This window comes from Caldithrix sp. (assembly GCF_056497305.1).
Map to the genome: position 1 here is coordinate 1 of NZ_JBSMDE010000004.1, position 22,196 is coordinate 22,196.

Consider the following 22,196-nt stretch of genomic DNA (forward strand, 5'->3'; position numbering starts at 1 on the left):
AAAAAGAAGACCACTAAATCCAGGAGCAATATTGATAATCGTCAATCTAACTGGCTGCCCCTGGCCCTGGGAGTGATCGTGGCGGTCTTTTTACTGGCGGGCGTCATATTCTGGCAATTTAACAGTAACAGATCGCTGGATAAATATATTGGCCAGCCTGTTGAACAGGTGCAGCAGGAGCTAATGAATAAGGGGCATGAAGTAATAAGCGAATTTGTTTACAGAGAAAATATTCCGCATGGTCAGGTATTTAATCTGGAATTTGCCGACGATTCGAAATCCGCTGTCCGTTTATGGGTAAGCAAAGGTCCTCAATACATATATTTGCCAGATTTGACTGACTCGGACGTGTTCGCGGCAATTAACTACCTGAAAAAACAGGGGCTGCAACTTAAGCTGAAGAAAGTTAGAAGCCGGTCCAATGCCATGGGGATCGTGTTAAAAACCGTTCCTCCGGCAAAAACGCTATGTAAAAATGGTGAAGAAGTTACGCTCTTTGCGAGTTACAATCCGGCCGCCCCTTTAAAAGATGAAATAAAGTTTTCACCAAACGCTATTAAGTATTTGAGAAAAAATAATCTATTAGTTTCTAATACGTTGCTGGAACATACCTTCTCCGGCTCGGAGTCTGACTATAAAACTTTTACTGAATTAAATACAGATATGATGATGGTAGCAATCGAAAACGACCAGTTAATTATCAAAAAAAAGCAATCAAAGGGTGTAATGGCCTATTATTTTCCAGTTGACTTAAATAGTGCAACCTCGGGAATTATTGCCAGATTAGATATTTCCCGGGCTTTCCGCTCATATCGAAATGAAAATCTGGGCCTTTCCGTAAAATACGCGGATGATTTTTTGTACACCGCACTTTTTGATATGCTCGATCATAAATTATCCATTGCCCTTTTGCAGAATAAGAAGCCCCTTAAATGGAATGAATATCCTCTGTCATTTTCTCAATTCATGGATAAAAATATTCTAATCGTCGAAGTGATCGCTCTTAAAGATAAGCTGGTCCTTCTGATAAATGGCGAAAGACAGAATGAAACAAAATTTCCACCGGGCGGGGCTTTGAAGAAAATCGGCCTGCTTTTACCTCAAAAGGCCGGAATCATCATGCTCGACAATCTCATTATTGACGGTTTAATTTAAAGAAGATTTTATTGGAGTGGGGTGGTGAGGCTTCGATTCGCCCCACATTGGCGGGATTCTGGCCTGATCCACCTTTGGTTGAAATGCGCCGCATGGTGCTTTTTTGTGTTTTTTATCTTCCGCGCGCCAGGTTAATCTAAACGCCCCTAAAAAATCTGCTTGATTTGATTTAATGTCTAAGTTAAATTACTAAGTTTAAAATTAAAATCTTTATGGATTGGATGTATGGGAAAAGTTATTACTATTACGAATCAAAAAGGCGGTGTCGGAAAAACGACTACCGCCATCAATCTGGCCAGTTGTATCGCAGTTGCCGAAAGGAGCGTCCTTTTAGTGGATATTGATCCCCAGGCCAATGCGACCAGTGGACTGGGCATTGTTCCAGATGAACAGAGCTATTCTACTTATGAGTTATTAATGGATGATCTGCCTACGGAAAAGGTCGTCATCAAAAGCAAGGTCCCCTACCTGGAGATCATCCCTTCGCATATCCGCCTGGTGGGAGCAGAAGTGGAATTAGTAGAAGTGCCTTCCCGCGAAAGCCGTCTAAAAGCGAAATTGAATAAAATTAAAGAGAATTATGATTTCATATTTATTGATTGTCCGCCATCGCTGGGATTGCTGACTTTAAATGCCCTTACCGCGGCCGATTCGGTTCTTATTCCCATCCAGTGTGAATATTACGCTCTGGAAGGCCTCTCGCAGTTGTTGAATACCATTCATCTGGTTCAAAAAAGCTTAAATCCAGGCCTTTCGATTGAAGGTGTGCTGTTGACCATGTACGACAACCGTTTGAATCTTTGCAATCAGGTCGCTCAGGAAGTGCGTGAATATTTCAAAGAAAAAGTGTACAATACCGTCATTCACCGCAATGTGCGGCTGGGCGAGGCGCCCAGTTTTGGCAAGCCCATAATCATGTACGATGCGGTTTGCGTCGGAAGCCAAGATTACATTAGTCTGGCAGAGGAAGTGATCGGTGAAGAAAACAAATAGGTTAGGAAGAGGGCTTAGCGCTCTCATTCCAGAAAAAGATCAGCTGAGAGAAAGCAGTCAAAACGCCGGTACCTTAACTGAAATTGAGGTGGCCTTGATCCGCCCCAATCCTTTTCAACCGCGTCAGGATTTTGATCTTCAAAAACTGGAAGAATTAAAAACTTCGATCCAGGAGAATGGCATTATCCAGCCAATCACTGTGCGCCGGAAAGACAACTACTACGAGCTGATTGCCGGCGAGCGTCGTCTGCGAGCGGTATCTGAACTCGGATTCGAAAAAATTCCCGCTTACATCATAAAGGTGGAAACCAAAGAAGAGATGCTGGAACTGGCCCTGATCGAAAATGTGCAGCGCGATCATCTCAATCCCATTGAACAGGCCCAGGCCTATCAACGCCTGATCGATGAATGTAACCTCACCCAGGACGAAGTGGCCAAAAAAATTGGTAAAGATCGCTCGACCATTACCAATTTCATCCGCCTGCTCAAGTTACCTCAAAAAATCCAGGAAAGCGTTCAAAAAGAAGAAATCAGTATGGGGCACGCCAGGGCCTTACTGGCGGTGGACGATCAGGAAGCGCAATTTAAAATCTGGCAAAAGACTGTAAAAAATAAACTATCTGTGCGCAAAGTAGAACAGATGGTTAAAGATTTTCAGGAAAAACGAGAGATTCAAGAACAAAGTAAACGCCCGAAGCGTTCCATTTTTATCCAGAAAATGGAATCGGAACTGCGAGAAATTTTTGGAACCAAGGTCAATATTCGTTCGCGCAAAGAAGGCGGAACCATAGAGGTCGAATTCTATTCGCCGGAAGATTTAAATCGCTTGTACGAAATTTTTGAACGACTGAAAGATTAGGAATTGGTATGGCCCATCGTACGCGGCAAAAAAAATACATTAATTTTTTAATCATACCAGACGGTAAGGAGGAGTCCCGCTCTTTTCGGCTCTCTTTGACAACCGTGCGCTTTTTAATTGTATTATTGATTATTTTATTGTTTCTTATTTCCGGTGGATTTTTAGCTTACTGGAAATTGGGTTCATTGATTTTAGAGAATAACCATTTAAAAGAGGAAAATTTCAAGTTAGTCAAAAGCCTTAAACAGGTCGATCAGCTCAAAGAAGAACTGGTTACCCTGCAGAATTTTCAGAAAAAAATTCGGTCTTCATTCGAAGGCTACATTCAAATAGAGCAGCCGGCCAATCACGATTCAGTTTCCTGGAACGAAATCAATTTTGAAAAAATGAATCTGGGACGGGAACGGTCGCTGTTCAACAATATTCCCTCTTTAATTCCGGTGCAAGGATTCATTGCCCGCGGCTATGAACCGTCTTCTTTAATAAGCGATGCCCATTTAGGTATCGATATTGCGGCTAAAACCAACACACCTATTCGCGCTCCGGCCGATGGGGTGGTGTTGTTTGAGGGCTGGACCAATGATGGCGGCAACATGTTGGTCATTCTGCATTCTTTTGGTTTTATTACAGTGTACAAGCACAATCAGATCAATTTAGTACGCGAAATGGAAAAAGTACACAAAGGGCAGGTCATTGCTCTTCTGGGAAATACAGGTAAAATTACTTCCGGGCCTCATTTGCATTATGAAATCTGGCGTAACAATCAGCCTGTAAATCCAATTGACTATTTAAATGAACGATAATCAGAAGCAAAAAGGGAAACAATATGGCGTTCAAAGGATCACAGGAGAGTAGTTCCACTGAATTGAATTTTATTGGTAAAGGTACCATTGTTACTGGCGAAATCCATACCGAGAGCAGCTTGCGTATTGATGGCACCGTTAAAGGTAAAATAATTTGTAAGAATACATTGACCATTGGTGAAACGGGCAGGGTAGAAGGGGAAATACAATCTACCAACGCCATAGTTGGGGGAAAGGTTCAGGGGAAAATCTTTGTTAATCAAAAGTTGGTTCTGGAGTCAAAATCGAGTTTAATAGGCGAGCTTAAGGCCAGCAAATTGATCATTGACGAGGGAGCAGTGTTTCAGGGGAGCTCCGATATGGGATTGAGTCAAAATAAAAGCATTCCCCTGGAGAAAAATCAGCCCCTAAAAGCGAATGAACAAAAATAAAAAACGTAATTTTGCTCAGGATTTTCATCGAGCTTTTCAAACAGCGGCGCCCTATTTAAGCATCGTGTATGTGATGATCGGCGGCGTCTTATTTTTCGGCTATATCGGTAATTACCTGGATAAAAAATGGGCCAGCAGTCCTCTGGGAGTTATCGCAGGAGTCTTTCTGGGATTTAGCCTAGGGATTTACAATATGATTAAAGTGTTACAACAAATTAACCGAAAGTAGCGATGCGTATTACAAAATTTTTGTTGGGAGTGGCCATTATTTTACTGGTTTATGGGGCCGGTAGCTGGGGCTTTTCTGTAATATTACAGTTTGGTGAAAAAAAAATAAATTCTTTGTGGATTTCGGGAATAATTAATACCCTGAATGTCGTTCTGGCCTTTTTAATTATAAGATTCACAATAGAAAAAGAAGCCAAAACATTTATGAAACTGTTTTTTTCGGGTATGGGAATACGCGTTCTGATTTTGTTGGGAATAATTCTGTTCATGTTACAAAAAAACTACATCGAACAATTTACTTTTATTATATCTTTTTTTATATTATACGTCTTATTTCAAATGTGGGAAATTTGGATCATTCAGAGCCACTTAAGGAAGGAAACATAAATGATGGCCGTATTAAGCGCAACGAGTGCTGTGGCTGATACTGTAGCTCAAAAAAATGAAAATTTAAGCGAGTGGATTCAACACCATATTCAAAATAGCGGTGAATGGCATTTACCAGGCATTCATCTTCATTTACCCCATTTTCATCCCATCCATTTTTTGGGCATGGAAATCGACCTTTCTATTACCAATCATGTTGTCATGTTGTGGATTGCAGGTCTGATCACCATCGGTTTGTTTACTCTGGCCTACAGGCGTAAGGGGCTTGCTCCTCTTGGTTTTGGAGCTCTACTGGAATGGATAGTAATCTTTATTCGCGATGAAATCGCCATTGCCAACATGGGCGAAGAACAGGGCAAACGATTTACGCCCTTGCTGGTCACTTTTTTCTTTTTTATCTGGATCGCCAACATGATGGGGCTTATTCCTCTATTCAGTACAGCCACCGGCAATGTGAATGTAACGGCGGCCCTGGCTATTGTAACACTTTTTTCTACCCAATATTTTGGAATTAAAGAGCAGGGATTGATCGGTTACTACAAAAATCTTGTACCGCATGGAGTGCCCCTCTATTTGTGGCCTTTGATGTTTGTGGTAGAAATCATGGGCATCATTGCCAAACATGTGGCATTGACCATCCGTCTTTTTGCCAATATGATTGCCGGCCACATCGTCTTATTTGCCTTTTTAGGTTTGATTATTCTTTTTAAAACATTTTTGATTTCGCCGGTCTCTGTAGGGTTTGGCGTATTTGTTTATTTTTTGGAATTGTTGGTTGCCTTGATTCAGGCGTACATTTTTACAATGCTTTCGGCATTGTTCATAGGCATGAGTGTTAATCCTGAACACTAAAATAGAAAACAAGAAACAATAAGTTAAGGAGGTTTTACAAATGGGTGTTTGGTCATATGCATTAGCGTACTTAGCAGCTGGTTTAGGTGCAGGTTTGGTTACCTTTGGGGCCGGGTTTGGAATCGGAAAAATTGCCGCTGCCGCCATGGACGGAACAGCGCGACAGCCTGAAGCTGGTGGAGCGATTCGTATTACCATGATTATTGCTGCAGCGATGATTGAAGGTATTGCCTTATTTGGTGTGGTTGTTTGCTTTTTACTGGCAAGTATTAAACCATAATTGGGGATTCAAATATGTTAAATTTAGATCCCGGGATGATGATCTGGACCTGGATCACATTCCTTGTTGTTTTGGCCGTTTTGTCTAAAGTGGCTTTAAAACCCATTCTGGCTACTATTGAAAATCGGGAAAAAGCCATTCGCCAGGACCTTGAACAGGCACAAAAGCAACGGGAAGAGGCGCAGCAGTTATTGGAGCAGCACCGTAAAATGATGGCCGAAGCCGAAAGCGAGGCTCAAAGACTTTTAAAAGAAAGTCGGGAACTGGCCGAGCAAAAACGGCAGGAGCTTCTCGCTCAGGCTCGGGAAGAATCTCAGAAAATTGTTGAGATGGCCAAAAAAGAGATTGAACAGGAGAAGGAGAGCGCTTTGACTTCGCTCAAATCGGAAATTGCTGACTTAGCCGTAACTGCCGCCGAAAAGATCATCATGCACAATCTGGACAAAGATAAGCAAAAAACGATTGTTGACGAGTACATCAAAGATTTACCAAAGTCGGCAAAAAATTAACATTTAAGGAACCAAGGCATTGAACCGAGTAGCGAAAAGATACACCAAAGCTATTTTTGAGCTGGCGCTGGAGAAGAACGTTCTGGAGCAGATTGAGCAGGATTTTGCCTTTTTGCAGAACCTGCTGACTCAAACGGACGCTTTACCTCAATATCTGGCCAATCCGCTGATTACTGACGATGTGAAAATTAAGATGCTTTCAGAAGTAATCGGCGAGAAGATCAGCGATCTGACTTTCAGATTTCTACAGTTATTGGCTTCCAAGCGTCGTCTGAAAATTTTGCCTGCTGTGCTGGAGCAGTTCCGTGTTATGATGCTGGAACACAACAATACGGTTGAAGGCGAAATCATCAGCGCTGTGGAGCTGGAGCAGAAGCAAATTGAGGCTATCAAGAACCATTTTGAGCAAACATTGGGCAAGAGTGTCCAATTGCATCCGCGAATTCAGCCGGAGATTTTAGGTGGATTTGTGGTACGCATCCAGGACGTTGTGGTCGATAACAGCATTCGTTTACAACTTAATAAGCTGCGTGAAAAACTAATGGCTCGGTAATGTTAAAAAGTGAGGAAATAATCCATGGGTGATGCAGTAAGACCCGATGAAGTATCTGCGATATTAAAGAAACAATTGCAAGATTTCAAGAAGGAAACCGACATTTATGAAGTGGGTACCGTGTTGCAGGTTGGCGACGGTATTGCACGAATCCACGGTTTGGAAAATGTAATGGCCGGTGAATTGATCGAATTCCCCCATGAGGTAATGGGTATGGTGCTCAACCTGGAAGAAGACAATGTCGGCGCCATTCTGTTCGGTGAAGACACCATGATAAAAGAGGGCGACCAGGTTAAGCGCACCGGCCGCGTAATGGAAATCCCTGTTGGCGAAGCCATGGTGGGAAGAGTAATCAATCCTCTGGGGCTGCCTCTCGATGGCAAAGGAAAGATCGAAGCCACGGCAACCATGAAGCTAGAACGCAAGGCGCCGGGTGTCATCTACCGGCAGCCAGTGAAAGAGCCCCTGGCTACTGGGCTCAAGGCTATCGATTCCATGATTCCCATCGGACGCGGTCAGCGTGAGTTGATCATCGGCGACCGTCAGACCGGCAAGACGGCCATTGCGGTTGATACCATCATCAACCAAAAAGGGAAAGATGTTATCTGTATTTATGTGGCCATTGGGCAAAAGGCGTCAACCGTGGCCAAAGTGGTAAAAACCCTGGAAGAATTTGGCGCCATGGAGCACACTATTGTGGTGGCGGCCAATGCCAGCGAACCGGCTCCCTTGCAATACATTGCGCCCTATGCCGGAGCTGCAATTGGCGAGTACTTTCGTGATAGCGGGCGTCATGCCCTGGCTGTTTACGATGACCTTACCAAGCATGCCTGGGCTTACCGCCAGGTCTCCTTGCTGTTGCGTCGGCCTCCGGGTCGTGAAGCCTATCCCGGTGATGTTTTCTATTTGCATTCACGATTGCTGGAGCGGGCGGCTAAAATGAGTGACGAGCAGGGAGGCGGTTCATTAACAGCCCTGCCCATCATCGAAACACAGGCAGGCGACGTTTCCGCGTACATTCCGACCAACGTCATTTCGATCACCGATGGTCAGATTTTTCTGGAATCCGGCTTGTTTTATTCCGGCGTACGCCCGGCTATTAACGTGGGGATTTCGGTTTCGCGTGTAGGGGGCAATGCCCAAATAAAGGCCATGAAGCAGGTGGCCGGTCGTTTGCGTCTGGATCTGGCGCAATACCGCGAAATGGAAGCCTTTGCCAAGTTTGGCTCCGATCTGGATGAAGCCACCCAACAGCAGTTGCGTCGTGGTGAACGCCTGGTGGAAATTTTAAAACAGGACCAGTACAAGCCGGTCTCTTTCGAAAAACAAATCGCCATCATTTATGCCGGTACCAATGGATTTCTGGATAAATTGCCGGTTGGAGTGCTAAAACGTTTTGAAAGCGAATTTATTGAATATCTGGAAATGAAACATCCGGAATTGCTGACTGAAGTGGCCGAGAAGAAAATTCTTACCGATGAATGGCGCGAAAATATGAATAAAGTGCTGGAAAATTTCATCGCAAATTTTAAGGTTGAGGAATAACCATGGCCAACCTGCGCGAAATTCGCAAAAGAATTGCCAGTGTTCGGAGCACGCAGCAAATTACAAAAGCCATGAAGATGGTGGCTGCAGCCAAATTACGCAAAGCACAGGAAAACATTCTGGCCTTTCGACCCTATTCCTACGAATTGCGGGAACTCATCGCTCATCTAACAGCCCTGATGGAGAACACGTCCGAAATTCCTTTAATGGTCCGCCGTCCGGTGCAAAAGGTGCTGCTGGTGGTGGTCACGGCAGATCGTGGCTTATGTGGCGCTTTTAACCATAACATAATCCGTCGGGCTTACGAACGCGTTCAGGAGTATCCTGAAACCGAAGTGGAACTCTATCTGGTGGGCCGCAAAGGGCTTGAATTTTTCAAAAAACGTCCGGTTACCATTAATACCACCAAAATCAATTTCTTTAACGACCTGGATTTTAGTGATGCGGTTGAAATCACCAATACCATCTTGAATCTTTACGAAAAGCAACATTTTGATCGCGTGGAATTTATCTACAACGAGTTTAAATCGGCTGTGCAACAAAATGTGGTTGTGGAACAGTTCCTGCCGTTTGTGCCCGATGAAGCAATGGTTCAAAGTCCGCAGCAGGTCGATTTTTTGTACGAACCGGATAAAAAGAGCATTTTAAATGCAGTCATTCCCCGACATTTGCGTGTTCAAACCTGGCGCATATTACTGGAGAGCAATGCCGCCGAGCAGGGCGCGCGCATGACGGCTATGGAAAATGCAACCGACAATGCCGAAGAGATGGTACATCAATTAACGATTTTCTACAATAGATCGCGCCAGGCTGCCATTACAACAGAAATTTCTGAAATTGTGAGTGGCGCCGAGGCCCTGAAAGAAAGTTAATAAAAGCGAAATTCAAAATTAGGAAAAGGTTATGAATAAAGGTAGAATTCGACAAATCATTGGTCCCGTTATTGACGTTGAATTCAAGGAAGGTGAACTTCCGCAAATTTACAATGCGTTAAAAATCACGCGTCAGGATGGAAGTACCTTGATCACTGAGGTGCATCAGCATCTTGGTGAAAATATGGTCCGTTCTGTAGCCATGGACTCTACAGACGGTTTAACCAGAGACATGGAAGTGATTGACACTGGCGAACCGATCTCTGTTCCGGTAGGGCCGGAAACCCTGGGGCGCTTAATAAATGTAATTGGTGAACCTATCGACGAACAAGGCGAAATTGCCACAGCAAAGCGTTATCCTATCCATCGACCCGCTCCGGCCATGGAAGAGCTCAGTACTTCCGAAGAAGTGCTGGAAACCGGAATCAAAGTCATCGATCTTCTGGAGCCTTATTCCAAGGGCGGTAAAACTGGTCTGTTTGGCGGTGCCGGCGTGGGCAAAACCGTATTAATTATGGAATTGATCCGCAACATCGCCACAGAGCACGGAGGATTTTCTGTATTTTCCGGTGTAGGTGAAAGAACGCGTGAAGGCAATGACCTGTGGCTGGAAATGAAAGAATCGGGGGTGTTGAGTAAAACCGCCCTGGTGTTTGGCCAGATGAATGAACCGCCCGGAGCCCGTCAACGAGTCGGTTTAACCGGATTGACCATTGCCGAATATTTCCGCGATGAAGAAGGCAAAGACGTTCTTCTGTTCATCGATAATATTTTCCGTTTTACACAAGCCGGATCGGAAGTATCGGCCCTTTTAGGGCGCATGCCTTCGGCAGTAGGTTATCAGCCAACTCTGGCAACAGAGATGGGCGAATTGCAGGAACGCATCACTTCTACAAAAAAAGGTTCCATTACCTCGGTTCAGGCGATTTACGTGCCGGCTGATGACTTAACCGACCCGGCGCCTGCGACAACCTTTTCGCATCTGGACGCCACAACGGTGCTTTCCCGCCAAATCGCTGAATTGGGAATTTATCCCGCTGTGGATCCTCTGGATTCCACATCTCGAATTTTAGACCCCCGTGTGGTTGGCGATGAACATTACTATGTGGCAAAAACAGTTCAGGAAGTTCTGCAAAAGTACAAAGATTTGCAGGACATCATCGCCATTTTGGGTATGGATGAATTGAGTGAAGAGGACAAATTGATCGTTTCCCGAGCCAGAAAAATTCAGAAATTTTTGTCACAGCCCTTCTTTGTTGCCGAACAATTCACGGGCGTTCAGGGCCGATATGTCCCGCTCGAAGAAACCATTCGGGGGTTTAAGGGCTTAATTGAAGGCGAGTACGACCATATTCCGGAACAGGCTTTCTACATGGTGGGCACTATCGATGAAGTGCTTGAGAATTACGAAAAAATGAAGCAAGAATAACAGAAGAGCAAAAGGAAACTGTTCATGGCAACGGATTTTGAACTTGTCATCGTTACGCCCTTTGGTGAAGTTTTTCGGGGAGCAGTGCAAAGTGCAACGCTCCCCGGTTTTGATGGGTTATTTCAGGTTTTGCCAAATCATGCAAATCTAGTTTCTCTATTAGAGATCGGTCCGCTCAAAATTGAATGGCCGGACGGTAAAGTGCGCTATCTGGCCTTAAACGGCGGTTATTGCGAAGTCAAAGATAATGTTCTGAAGATCATGGCCGAAAGCGCAGAATTTGCCGAAGAGATCGATGTTGACCGGGCTTTATCTGCCAAGCAAAGAGCTGAACAGAGACTCAGAAGTAAACACACCGATATTGACATTCCTCGTGCTAAACTGGCTTTAGCTAAAGCGCTAAACCGAATCAAAATTGCCCAATTAAGGTAAATTTTTGTATTAAAGAATTTCATTTTAAATTCGATTATATACGGCAACCAAAAATAAAAAAAGATAAAATTTGTTGATAAAAAGTTTTATTTTTCTTGCATGAGCCGTAAATAATTGTAAATTTAGTCTTGTCAGGCTAATACAGAATATAAGGTAAGGTTTTCTTATGATACGCAAAAACCATATCCTCGTGTTTAGCGCTCTATTTTTCCTGTTCACACTCTCTGTCTTTGCTCAGGAACAAAAGCCACCCCCTCCCTCCCCAAACGAGCTCTTGTATCGTTCCGCTCTTAAACATTATGTGGATAAATTGATTACTAAATTAGGCACCGGCTCTATAGGACAGGAGCGCTTTTTAGTTCAACAAATCAGAATGTTGAATGAGGAGATTAGAGCCAGAGTTTCCGGAATTGAAAACTATCGAAAATCGTATTTTGAGCTTTTGCAGCAAAGATTGGCTGAAGTAAAAGCCCTTAAACGCCGCTTAAAACCATACAATTCTGCTCGCCTCAATGAATTTCTGGACCAGGTAGAAAATACGATCAATGAAACGCTATCTTTAGGTAAGGTCGATTTTCAGAGACAAAAGGCTATTGAAGACGCCATTCAGTTGCTCTATGTGGCTGAAGAGATGATCAAAATGGACCCCAATGCTAAAATTGACAACGATCGGGAATTTACGTCTGACCTACAAAAAACGGAACAAAAATTAACCAAAAAATCGCTGTCAACTCTGGGGTATGAAGATTATACCAGCAGTGAACCGGTCAGTCAACGAATTACCGTTTACGACTTCTACAAAGAATGGGAACTCAATGAACGGGTCAATTACCAGTTACGCTGGACCGATGTTTTAATCATCAAAAAACGGCTGCTTAAAGAAGGCTCTGCCCTGGAACGCGAACGCATGTTCAAACGCGAGCTGCGGCAGGCGGCCGAAGCTTTCAACTTTGGACTGTACGATCTGGCAGAACGTTCCTTTGAAGAAATTTTAAATCGATACAAATTTATTGGCAAATTAGATGATTGTCGTTATTACAAGGGACTTTCCAACTTTTTATTGGAACGCTATCCCGCGGCTAAAAAAGATTTCGAACTTCTGGTGCGCGATTATCCCCATTCCAGTTATACCCCGCTGGCCTTCAAATATTTAATTCTCATTGCCAATGAATTTGAAAACTATGACGACGTTCTTACCTATTACAATAACTTTGTCCAGACTGGCGTGCAGGGAAGCCAGATTTACGATGAGGTAACTTTTATGGCATCGGCAGCTGCCCTGAAAGCTAAAAAATATGATACAACCCTTGGCTATTTAAATCGCATTGGAAGACGATCGCCTTTGTTCGCCCAAGCACAGTACCTGTCGGCAGAAGCCTATGTGGGCGTGGGCAATTATATGGAAGCCGAAAGAATCTTAAAAGATCTGGCCTTTAACCACCACCTTTCGCCGGATTTTCATGATAAAGTTTTGATGAAACTCGGGCTGATTGAATATGAACTGGGCAACTACCACAATGCCATCCAGTTTTTTGATCTTATATCGCCTGCTTTTTCGCAATACGATCGGGTATTGTTAGGCTATGCCTGGTCATACTTCAAATTGGAGATGCAAAAACCGGACATGCAAAGCAGGGATTTTACTCCGGCCCGTCAATACCTGGAATTACTGATCGATACTTTTTACGGTTCCGATTATTTGCTGGAAGCCAGAACCCTTTTAGCCTACATTCATCAGCAGCAAAATGAAATCGATGAGGCCCTGAGAAATTACAAATATGTGTTCGAAGCGCGGGACGTTAAAGAATTATCCGATGAAATCAATGAAGAAACGCGTGTTCTGGGACAATACATCGATATGGCTAAAAAGATCGAAGAGAAAGGATTGGCCAAAGAAAATCCGGAGCTCTTTGTTCGGGCTTACAAATTGAGAACCAGGCTCTACAAGCCTTATTTGCGATTTCGATATCTGGATTTGAGTTCCAGCGGCTTTGCGGTTCAAAGTGAAATGCAACGGCTTGAAAGTCAGCTTAAAGAATTACAAAAGCTCAAAGCCCTGGCCAAAGAGAGACAAAGAAAAGATCTGGTCAAAAAAATAGGCCGGATGGAGTTGAAAATTTATCAGGCCATCAGCAGTTTGCGTGTACAGCGCTCTCCCGAAATTTTAGGGGTTAACTATTTTGATATCCATCCCCTGGCCAGAAAAGAGAGCGTCATTGAATACCGCAACCAGGAAATCCTTAAAATGCGCCAGGAGTTGAGAGAGCAAAAAAAAGGTATTGTCAAACGATTGAGCCAGCTCGATATTCAGATCAAACAGGCGCAAAAAGAAAAAAATTATCGTAAACTGGTGGCTCTGGAATTGAGCAAGGAGCGGTTCCAGGATCTTTTGAGAAAAATAGATTTTCTTGAGACACAATCGTACACTTCCGATCTGATGCAAAGCCCCATCAATTTGAGTAAATGGAGTGATTTCGGCGCATTTGGCTTGACCAATGTTAAATTCAATGTGAAAACGATGACCACCAAACAAATAGAAGAGATGCAAAAAAAGATCGAGGCTATTAACAAATTTTTGCAGCTCAGAAGACAAAATGTAGAACATAAAATCCGTCAAATCAATGAAGCGATTGTTGTTATGACGCGTAAGGTTCGGCAACAGGAGCGGCTTAGAAAGCGTGAAGAGTTGATGAAACAATTCGAAGAGAGTTACTTCGACACCCATGATACAGAGATTCAATACGAAGAGACGCCCGCCCCGCAACAATCGGAAGAGACAAAGACGCAAGAACAAGAACAAAAACAAGAATAATTCACACATGAGTAGGTTGGTTAAAAACAGGTCGAATGTAAGACAATGAGAGCAAAAAGCATACTTCTGATCCTTTGCCTATTTGCTGTGCCACTGTGGGCACAACAAGAGCAATTTTCTCCTGTAGATACCCTTTTTAATAAGATGACTCTGGAAGATCTGATTAAGATAAAGAAGTATTTCGAATCCAAGGCCCAGAAACTCCAGAATCAGGGAGAAGATTATCTTTCGGAGGGTATTGAGTGGGGTGAAAATTTTCTAAAAGAAGAAGGGAAAAAAGTAAAAAATCGCGATGTAGTTTACATTCGTCTTGCCGAATATTACATCGAAGATGCTGAGCGCAATTACGAAAAAGAAGTTGATGAATATGACAAAAAACTCAACGAATACGAACACCAGTTAGCGCTTTTTGATCAGGGAAAAATAGAACAGGAACCGGTTGCTCCCGAATTCCCTAAGGTCGATTACACAAAAGCGATTGCCCTGTACGATCGTCTTTTACAGGAGTTCCCCACCAGCAAATATGCAGATGATGCCCTGTACTCCAAAGCCTGGCTACTCGAACGGATGGGCAAGGGTGAAGAAAGCCGGAAAGTGTACCGTGAAGTGGTCGAAAAATATCCTGAAAGTCCTTTTGCGCCGGAAGCCTATATGCGTCTGGCGGAATACTACTTTGCTCCACGAGAAGATAAAACCGATGAACAGCAGATTGTGATCGAGCTGCAAAAAGCCATTCAGCTCTACAAAAATGTACTACGCTATAAAAACTCTAAACGCTATGACGAAGCATTGTACAAATTGGGCTGGAGTTATTACAAATTAGCGGCCCGTGACCCGAAATATTACAATGATGCCATCACCTATTTTATTGCGGTTGCTGATGATATTTTGGCGGCCCGCAAGTACGATCCCGAAGGCCAGATTTCCAATCCCGAAGTCTTTCATGAAGCCGTTCAGTATATTGGCATCAGTTTTACCGATGAGAATTTTGTTAAAAACGGAGTGGAGAAGGCTGCTGAGCTGATTACCAGGATTGGCGACAGAGAGTATGGGCCCGAAATTTTTAGAGCCATGGGAGAGACCTACGAACGAATTGACGAACCCGAAAAAGCCATTACCGCCTTTAGTAAATTATTGGAAGTCTATCCTTATTACGTCAGTGCGCCTGAAATTCAGCAACACATTGTTGATGTACTCTATCAGATGGGGAAGGACGAAGAAGCTTATCAGGCCCGTCAGGAATTGTTTGAAAAATACAATCCTAAAGGTGAATGGTACCAGAAACTGGAAAATTCCGATAATTTAAACAAAGTGCAATACCTGAACAAAGCTTATGAGTTAAGCGAAGCCGCTTTGCGCACCAATCTGGTAATCGATTTACAAAAGGCCGAAGAAAAATATACCACAGGAGAAGATGCTACTCCCCTTTACGAAACGTTTGCCGACCATTGCAACATGTATCTTAAAAATTTTCCGGCCGATTCCAACGCCTATGAAGTCAACTGGTCTTATGCTTACATGCTTGATACCCGCTTACATCGGTTTAAAGATGCTTTTGAAGAATACATCAAAGTTAGCAATGACTACCTTGAAACAGAACACCAGCATCAGGCCGCTTTAAATGCTGTGTTCGTGGCCGATACTCTGGTGGAAATGAAATTTGGGGCTCGAGATACCACTAAATTCAACCTGGCCAATCCCCAGGAGCTGATCGCCGAAGAGCTTTCTCCGGAAGAATCGATGTTAATTGAGGCCTACAACAATTATTTACGATTGTTTCCATATGGAGATTATGCGCCCAATTTTCTGGCAGCTGCCGGGGGTATTTTCTACAATCACAAAATGTTTGCCGAAGCAAAGGTCTATTTCCAGACCCTGGTTAAACGCTTTCCCAATGCTGCTGAACGCAGTTTGGCCCTGCGTTCTATTATGGATTCTTACTTTGCTCTGGGGCGCTTTAAAGACAGTGAAGCCATTGCCAGGCAAATTTTAGCGGAAGAGAACCTGCCAGAAGAGCAAAAAGAATTTGCTCTTAAACGAATGGGCCAGGCCATTTTCAAAAATGCCGAATACTACGAACAACAGGGCGATTTCTTTAATGCTGGGCTCGAATTTTTACGTGTGTATCAGGAAGCCCCCGCTGAAGCCAAATTGGTTGAGGCTGCCCTCTACAACAGTGGATTGAATTTTCAGAAAGCCAAAGATTGGGTTCGTTCCAATGAATCTTTCAACATTTTGGCCACTGAATATCCGAAGTCCAAATATGCAATTCTGTCCCTGGAAAATATGGCCAAAAATTATGTGGAAATGGAAAATTATGTAGAAGCAGCTAAAACGTACGAACGTATCTTCAATAATTATTCCGATTCTCCGAATGCAGAACCGGCTCTGTACAACGCCAGCATCTATTACCAAAAAGGGGAAGACTGGCAAAACGCCATACGTGTCAACGATACCTATATCGCAAAATTTCCAAATCTGCCATATTCTACCGATCTGTTTTTCCAGAATGCCAGCCTGTATTTGAAATTAGGAAATTTAAACGAGGCTAACCGAATTTACCAGGAATTTGCCGCTAAATTTCCCGACGATCCGCGTACGGTAACGGCTTTTTACGAACGCGGAAAATATTACTTTGAAAATGGCATGCCAGAACAGGCCAAAGCCGAACTTAAGAAAGCGATCCAGAAGAGTGAACAACTGGCCAAAGCCGGTATGGATGCCAACGCCTATATTGCTGCAGAAGCCGTTAATCTGATGGCCGAGATTCTACATCAGGATTTCTTGAGCATCCAGTTAAAACAACCGCCTGACAATATCAAGGCCAATTTGACAAAACTTACCCAGTTAATGAAAGAATTGAACAATACCTATCGTAAGGTTATTGCTTATGCCTCGCCGCGCAGCTTTGAGGCCACATTCAATATTGCCAAAACATTTGAAGAGTTTGCCGATAAATATGTGAATCAGGAAATTGATCCCAATCTCAATCCCGATCAGCAATTTGTGGCTCAGTTAAAAATTAACGAACAAGGGTATCGGTTGTATGACAGAGCGGTAGAAGAATACAAGAATGTCATTCAAGCCATTCCGGCTCTGGCCGAAAAATTGGGGATCGATTTAACTCAGCCGGATACCTCACAGGCTGTAGCTCAAACGGATTCCGCAGCCAATGTCATGGTAACGCGTGTGGCAGAAATAGATTCTGCGCGTCAACTGGCCATAAAATGGCACGAAAAAGCAAAGAGTAAGGTTTCGGAACTGCTGTTTAAAGAAGCGGAGATTACCGCCGCCACTCTTTATCACACTTTAGAAATTAAAGCGCCATTCCAGAGACCGCTGGAAATTATTCTCTTTAAAGTGCAATTATTTGATAAAGCAGCTAAACCGGCCGTTCAAAAGTCCATTCAGGCCCATTTAAGAAATATTCAGGAGTCTGAAAAACTGGGCCTCTCTAACAAGTATGTCGAAGAATCCAAGCGCCAAATTCTGCTGATCTCCAACGTTTTAGCTGAACAATATGAACAATTAGCCTATTTCGCCTTAGCCAACTATAAAACCGAAATTCAGAAATTGATGCAGCTTGTTGAACAGGATTATGGCGCTACTAATGAATTTGGTGAAGATTATTACGCTGTGGATAATAATGCCAACCAGATGATTGATTTTACCAATGAATTAACTCAAACCAGCATGAAATCTTACCAGCAAACTCTGGATCAGGCTTTACAATATAATATCCAGAACGATCTGATTAAGACGACGAAAAATAATATGATCCGATTGGCTGTGGAGATTACCGACAAGATGAACCAGGAAGCGGATTCTGCCCAACAAAAAGCGGATTTCTATCGTGTGCGGTTTGATTCTACGCAGAATTACAATTATGATGACGCTTCAGGATTTTTTGAGAATTATTATGTCCAGTTTAACAACTATGCCAGAGAGATCCTCGATCTGGGCTATCAAATGAAGGAACAATACGATATTAAGAATATCTGGGTCAACAAACTAATTTTCAAACTAATCAAAATCGATCCTCTGGCTTACAGCAAAGACGTGGAGAAAAATCGCCTGATCCTGCAAACAGACAGTACCTGGGTCTTTTCCACAACTTACTTCCCTGAGCAGTGGAATCTGTTGGATTTTGATGATTCTAACTGGCAAAAACCCGCTGTTCTGGTCAGCTACCAGAATCCGTTCGAAGGGTTGGGCGTCAATCCGGATGCAATCTGGGTACCCGCCGCACAGCAAGATACATCAGGGTTTTCTGTCCAGGATTCCATGGGGCTTGCAGACACTCTTCTGGCGAGCTCAGGAGCGGATACATTGGTCTTTTTCCGCAAAACATTTTATCTTGACGGCAAACCGGTTTCCGGAAACATCTATGTCACGGCTGATGAGGATTTTAGAATTTATCTCAATGGTGAATATCTGTTGGATGATGAGAAGAATGATTATTCCGTGCTCGATACCTTAGATTTTTTCACATTTGGTTTGTATTTAAAACAAGGGAAAAATGTACTGGCCATTGATGTGGAAGACAGGGATTTAACAGGCGGTGGAGTAAAATTGTACGGCTATATCGAATCCTTACCGGCTGACATTTTAAAGGCGGCGGAAGCCAAAGCCACAGAACAAAAGATTATTGTGGATCCGGCCATTTTAAAACGTATTAACACGTTGAACAAAAACAGAATTGCCGTTAAAGGAGTGTATTAACATGAAGTATTTTGTGATATTTACGGTCTTGCTCGCTTTTTGTGTTACGCTCAGGGCTCAAAACAGACCACAGCAACAACCGGCCAATCAGCAGCAGGTCATCGATCTGGGTACGACGGAAATCAAGGTAAAGGTGGAAACGCCACAGGTGCAATTATTTACCAAACGCATTAAGCCCGAGTTTGACGACATAAAATTGGATCGTTCGTTCAAGAAAGAATTATTGGGCGAAGACGAAAAAATAAATTTAAAGGCCGGGCAGGGATCGGCCGAATATTATAGAATAGACATTGAAAAACTAATGAAAACGTTAAGATAAATTTTAAGGAGGGTTTAGTTCCATGTTCTTAGCTCAATTTGGAAATGCATTTAAAACCTCAAGTGAAGGTTATCTCTTCATGTGGGTCATCGCGGTTTTTGGAGCCATTGCGCTGGCGATTATTATTGAACGCTTTTACTTCATCATGGTCCGTTCCAATGTCAATGCCGATAAATTTATGGCCGAAATCAGAAAGCTGGTAGCCGGGGGTAACATTGAACGCGCCATTGAACTGTGCGAGATGGGTAAACAAAAAGCCTTACCCTTTGTTGTGTTACGCGGATTGAAGCGGGCCAATGAAAGCGAACAATTGGATTTTCGGGCCATTCAAAACGCTGTGGACGAAGGGACGCTTGAGGTAATCCCAAAATTAAAGGCCAGAACCAATTATCTGGCCATGTTGGCCAATGTGGCTACCTTAACCGGATTGATGGGAACTATTTACGGTCTGATTATCTCCTTTGCTGCCGTAGGTAGCGAATCTGTTTCGGAAGAAGATAAATCTCGCTTGCTGGCACAGGGTATTGCTGCAGCAATGAATACGACCATTTTTGGCCTGATCGTAGCTGTTCCTACACTGATCGCCTATACCTATATCTCTAACAGAACCAATAAAATAATTGATGAACTGGATGAACATCTGGTTAAGCTCATAAATTTGATCACAGGCAATCGTTAATCATTAAAGTGAGGTAATGACTCATGGCTTATGAACCATCTAAGCGCCGAAAAGGTGAAGAGCTTGAGATGGAGTTGGACATACGACCCGTTATGAACCTAATGGTCGTATTGATCCCTTTACTGATTGCCGGGGCTGAATTTGTTAAATTGAATATGATTGAAATAAATTTACCGCCTACCAAATCAAAACAGGCTAATCAGCCGGGCAATATTAATCCCACAGATGATCAAGAAAACAAAAAACTCCTGCGTTTAAAACTGGTTATTACGGATCAGGGAATTACGATCGGTAATGAGTTCGGTATTTTGCGGGATGAAGAAGGGCAAGGGCCAACGGTTAAAAAGACACCAGAAGGCGAGTACGATTTTGCCACGCTGCGTGAAAAACTCATTGAGCTTAAAAAGAAAATCAGTGGACAGGGCTTTGCCGATGAGAACAGAGTGATCTTAGCCGCTGAACCAATGATTAAATACGAAACCATCATCAAGGTCATGGATAACATCCAGACCTATGTGGATGAGAATAATAAAGTTCAGCCGTTGTTCCCTGAAGTCAATTTTTCAAAAGTACTATAAAAAAGGGTGATTAAGATATGGCTTTTCAACCCTCAAAAATAAAGCGACACATGCCCCAGGAAAAGGGCACGCTCAATTTGAATTCGATGATGGATATGATGACCATTATTCTGTTGTTTTTGCTAAAAACGTTTTCTACCTCTGGAGCCATCGTAACGCCTTCAAAAGAATTACATCTCCCAGCCTCGTTGATGGGGAATAAACCAAGCAAGCAGCTGACTGTGAGCATTGCAAAAACAAAAATTCTGGTCAATGACAAAGGCATTCTGGATAATAATGAAATTCCCCCCAATTCAATGATGATTCCGAGGCTGGCGGAGGAGCTACAGAAATATGCCAAAAAAGAGAAAGAACTGGAGCGTGAAGTCGGAAAACCCTTTTCTCACGAGGTGATTATTGAAGGCGATAAAGAGATTCCTTACGATCTGCTTTTGAAAGTGATGTTTACATGCAGTAAATCTGAGTTTTACAAAATGCGTTTATTGACCATTAAAAAATCGAAATCTTAAACCCAGAAAAGAGTGGCAATATGCAAGCATCAAACAAAAACATAAAAGCCGGGGGAGGACGGAGAGAGCTGGCGCTGCGTAGCTTCCCAAAGGAATTCGAGCGCAATTTTTTTGAAGAGCTCGATCGCAGATTCTACGTAATTTTACTTGCCTCATTTGCTGTGGTTTATGGTTCCATCATCTACCTATCAAGTATTGAATTTTCCAAAGAAAAAGTAGAAGAAGCGATTAAGCAGCAATATTTGCGCAAAATTTACAAGGTGGAATTGGTCGAAGAAAAACCGCCTCAGGTGGAGACGAAAACCGAGGAAGGCACCGGCGCCGGCATAGAAGAGACGCCCGCGGAAACCAAAGAAGAGAAAAAGCCGGATGTTCGCGCTCAAAGGGATAAGGGCAAACGGGCCGAAGGCCGTGGCGTTTCGGCCTCGCAGAGAGCCAGCCGTCGGGCCCGCAGTCAGGCAGCCAGAGCTCAGCAACGTTCGGCCATTGCTTCCAAAGTTGCCGGAGGCGGCGTGTTGGCTTTGTTAACAGCCGGCGAAGGTGAAGGTAGCGGGGTAGCAGAAGGCGGAGCGCTCGACGAGAGTCTGGGAGCTGGTGGCGTGACCGATGTGGATCAGATATTAAGCGGCGCTCAAACCCTGCAAACCGCCAGCGCCAGTCAACGTAGATCGAGAGCTGGCGCCAGGCAAATCGGTTCTGGCGAAGCCCAAAAAGGCGCGGCTATCGATGATATTCTGGGCGGCGGGATAGGGCAGGAAGCCTCTTATGATTTAAGCCGCCAGGGCGATTTTTCTCTGAAGATTGCCAAAGGCACGGTGACCGGACGCGCTTCGCGCTCCACAGCCAGATCGGCCGATGCCATCGCTGCGGTAATTAACAAACACCAGACGGCTATTGAAGATTGTTACAAACGGGCCGCCAAGCTGAATCCCAATCTTAAAGGAAGCGTTACCGTGATGTTTACTATCGAGCCCAATGGCCGGGTAAGCAATGTACGCATCATCGAATCTACCTTAAAGAACAGCAGAGCAGAAAGCTGTATTGTGCGCCGTATTAAAAGCTGGCGCTTTGATCCGATTGATCCGAAAGAAGGTAAAGCCATCTTCAGACAAAAATTCATTTTTACCAAATAATACCTGCCTGATTGTAAAAGATCTTAAAAGCCACCTTACGGTGGCTTTTTTTATTTGTGAAATTTAAGTAATTACAATATATTTAGACCCAATTTTTATTCAATAGTCTGAAATAA

22 protein-coding genes are annotated in these 22,196 nt (G+C 43.5%); all 22 read left to right on the forward strand.

Translation table 11 applies throughout. The features are described 5' to 3' along the window. The coding region (locus ACWB0I_RS00280) for a PASTA domain-containing protein (RefSeq protein WP_479386021.1) at positions 1 to 1,155 on the forward strand (1,155 nt) is incomplete at its 5' end. Positions 1,156 to 1,380: 225 nt separating this feature from the next. After that, complete coding sequence (locus tag ACWB0I_RS00285) at positions 1,381 to 2,148, forward strand: ParA family protein (RefSeq protein ID WP_479386022.1); 768 nt, start codon at positions 1,381 to 1,383, stop codon at positions 2,146 to 2,148. Beyond that, positions 2,132 to 3,007: a ParB/RepB/Spo0J family partition protein gene (locus tag ACWB0I_RS00290; RefSeq protein WP_479386023.1), complete on the forward strand. Its 876-nt coding sequence runs from the start codon at positions 2,132 to 2,134 to the stop codon at positions 3,005 to 3,007. Before ACWB0I_RS00285 ends, ACWB0I_RS00290 begins: the two co-directional genes overlap by 17 nt. A gap of 8 nt (positions 3,008 to 3,015) precedes the next feature. Next, positions 3,016 to 3,810: a M23 family metallopeptidase gene (locus ACWB0I_RS00295; RefSeq protein ID WP_479386024.1), complete on the forward strand. Its 795-nt coding sequence runs from the start codon at positions 3,016 to 3,018 to the stop codon at positions 3,808 to 3,810. A gap of 23 nt (positions 3,811 to 3,833) precedes the next feature. Then, positions 3,834 to 4,241: a bactofilin family protein gene (locus ACWB0I_RS00300; protein ID WP_479386025.1), complete on the forward strand. Its 408-nt coding sequence runs from the start codon at positions 3,834 to 3,836 to the stop codon at positions 4,239 to 4,241. Continuing rightward, positions 4,228 to 4,470 (forward strand): AtpZ/AtpI family protein, encoded by a 243-nt coding sequence (locus tag ACWB0I_RS00305; RefSeq protein ID WP_479386026.1) that lies wholly within the window; start codon positions 4,228 to 4,230, stop codon positions 4,468 to 4,470. The genes ACWB0I_RS00300 and ACWB0I_RS00305 overlap by 14 nt, the downstream gene beginning before the upstream one ends. Before the next feature lie 2 nt (positions 4,471 to 4,472). Next, a complete protein-coding gene (locus tag ACWB0I_RS00310) occupies positions 4,473 to 4,856 on the forward strand; it encodes a hypothetical protein (RefSeq protein WP_479386027.1) in 384 nt (127 codons plus the stop codon). Then, complete coding sequence (gene atpB, locus ACWB0I_RS00315; protein WP_479386028.1) at positions 4,857 to 5,708, forward strand: F0F1 ATP synthase subunit A; 852 nt, start codon at positions 4,857 to 4,859, stop codon at positions 5,706 to 5,708. A 40-nt stretch (positions 5,709 to 5,748) separates the two neighbouring features. After that, positions 5,749 to 5,988: an ATP synthase F0 subunit C gene (locus ACWB0I_RS00320; RefSeq protein WP_479386029.1), complete on the forward strand. Its 240-nt coding sequence runs from the start codon at positions 5,749 to 5,751 to the stop codon at positions 5,986 to 5,988. A gap of 14 nt (positions 5,989 to 6,002) precedes the next feature. Next, entirely contained in the window at positions 6,003 to 6,497 is a 495-nt protein-coding gene (atpF, locus tag ACWB0I_RS00325; protein WP_479386030.1) for a F0F1 ATP synthase subunit B, read from the forward strand. 19 nt (positions 6,498 to 6,516) lie between these two features. Next, positions 6,517 to 7,050 (forward strand): ATP synthase F1 subunit delta, encoded by a 534-nt coding sequence (atpH, locus tag ACWB0I_RS00330; RefSeq protein WP_479386031.1) that lies wholly within the window; start codon positions 6,517 to 6,519, stop codon positions 7,048 to 7,050. Between the two features lie 24 nt (positions 7,051 to 7,074). Next, a complete protein-coding gene (gene atpA, locus ACWB0I_RS00335) occupies positions 7,075 to 8,595 on the forward strand; it encodes a F0F1 ATP synthase subunit alpha (RefSeq protein WP_479386032.1) in 1,521 nt (506 codons plus the stop codon). Between the two features lie 2 nt (positions 8,596 to 8,597). Then, entirely contained in the window at positions 8,598 to 9,467 is an 870-nt protein-coding gene (gene atpG / locus ACWB0I_RS00340) for an ATP synthase F1 subunit gamma (RefSeq protein ID WP_479386033.1), read from the forward strand. Positions 9,468 to 9,498: 31 nt separating this feature from the next. Beyond that, positions 9,499 to 10,896 (forward strand): F0F1 ATP synthase subunit beta, encoded by a 1,398-nt coding sequence (gene atpD, locus ACWB0I_RS00345; protein WP_479386034.1) that lies wholly within the window; start codon positions 9,499 to 9,501, stop codon positions 10,894 to 10,896. Between the two features lie 24 nt (positions 10,897 to 10,920). Beyond that, entirely contained in the window at positions 10,921 to 11,328 is a 408-nt protein-coding gene (gene atpC, locus ACWB0I_RS00350; protein ID WP_479386035.1) for an ATP synthase F1 subunit epsilon, read from the forward strand. A 310-nt stretch (positions 11,329 to 11,638) separates the two neighbouring features. Beyond that, the gene (locus tag ACWB0I_RS00355; RefSeq protein WP_479386036.1) at positions 11,639 to 14,140 is read left to right on the forward strand and encodes a tetratricopeptide repeat protein; all 2,502 of its coding nucleotides are present in this window, start codon (positions 11,639 to 11,641) and stop codon (positions 14,138 to 14,140) included. Positions 14,141 to 14,185: 45 nt separating this feature from the next. Then, positions 14,186 to 18,862, forward strand: coding sequence for a tetratricopeptide repeat protein (locus ACWB0I_RS00360; protein WP_479386037.1), 4,677 nt, complete (start codon positions 14,186 to 14,188; stop codon positions 18,860 to 18,862). 1 nt (position 18,863) lies between these two features. Next, the gene (locus tag ACWB0I_RS00365) at positions 18,864 to 19,181 is read left to right on the forward strand and encodes a hypothetical protein (RefSeq protein ID WP_479386038.1); all 318 of its coding nucleotides are present in this window, start codon (positions 18,864 to 18,866) and stop codon (positions 19,179 to 19,181) included. 22 nt (positions 19,182 to 19,203) lie between these two features. Then, positions 19,204 to 19,860 (forward strand): MotA/TolQ/ExbB proton channel family protein, encoded by a 657-nt coding sequence (locus ACWB0I_RS00370; RefSeq protein ID WP_479386039.1) that lies wholly within the window; start codon positions 19,204 to 19,206, stop codon positions 19,858 to 19,860. 68 nt (positions 19,861 to 19,928) lie between these two features. Continuing rightward, positions 19,929 to 20,438 carry an ExbD/TolR family protein gene (locus ACWB0I_RS00375; RefSeq protein WP_479386040.1) on the forward strand — a complete coding sequence of 170 codons (510 nt, stop codon included), beginning with the start codon at positions 19,929 to 19,931 and terminating at the stop codon, positions 20,436 to 20,438. Positions 20,439 to 20,455: 17 nt separating this feature from the next. After that, positions 20,456 to 20,947, forward strand: a complete 492-nt coding sequence (locus ACWB0I_RS00380; RefSeq protein ID WP_479386041.1) for an ExbD/TolR family protein — start codon at positions 20,456 to 20,458, stop codon at positions 20,945 to 20,947. A 20-nt stretch (positions 20,948 to 20,967) separates the two neighbouring features. Further along, complete coding sequence (locus tag ACWB0I_RS00385; protein WP_479386042.1) at positions 20,968 to 22,080, forward strand: TonB family protein; 1,113 nt, start codon at positions 20,968 to 20,970, stop codon at positions 22,078 to 22,080. Positions 22,081 to 22,196 lie beyond the last annotated feature (116 nt).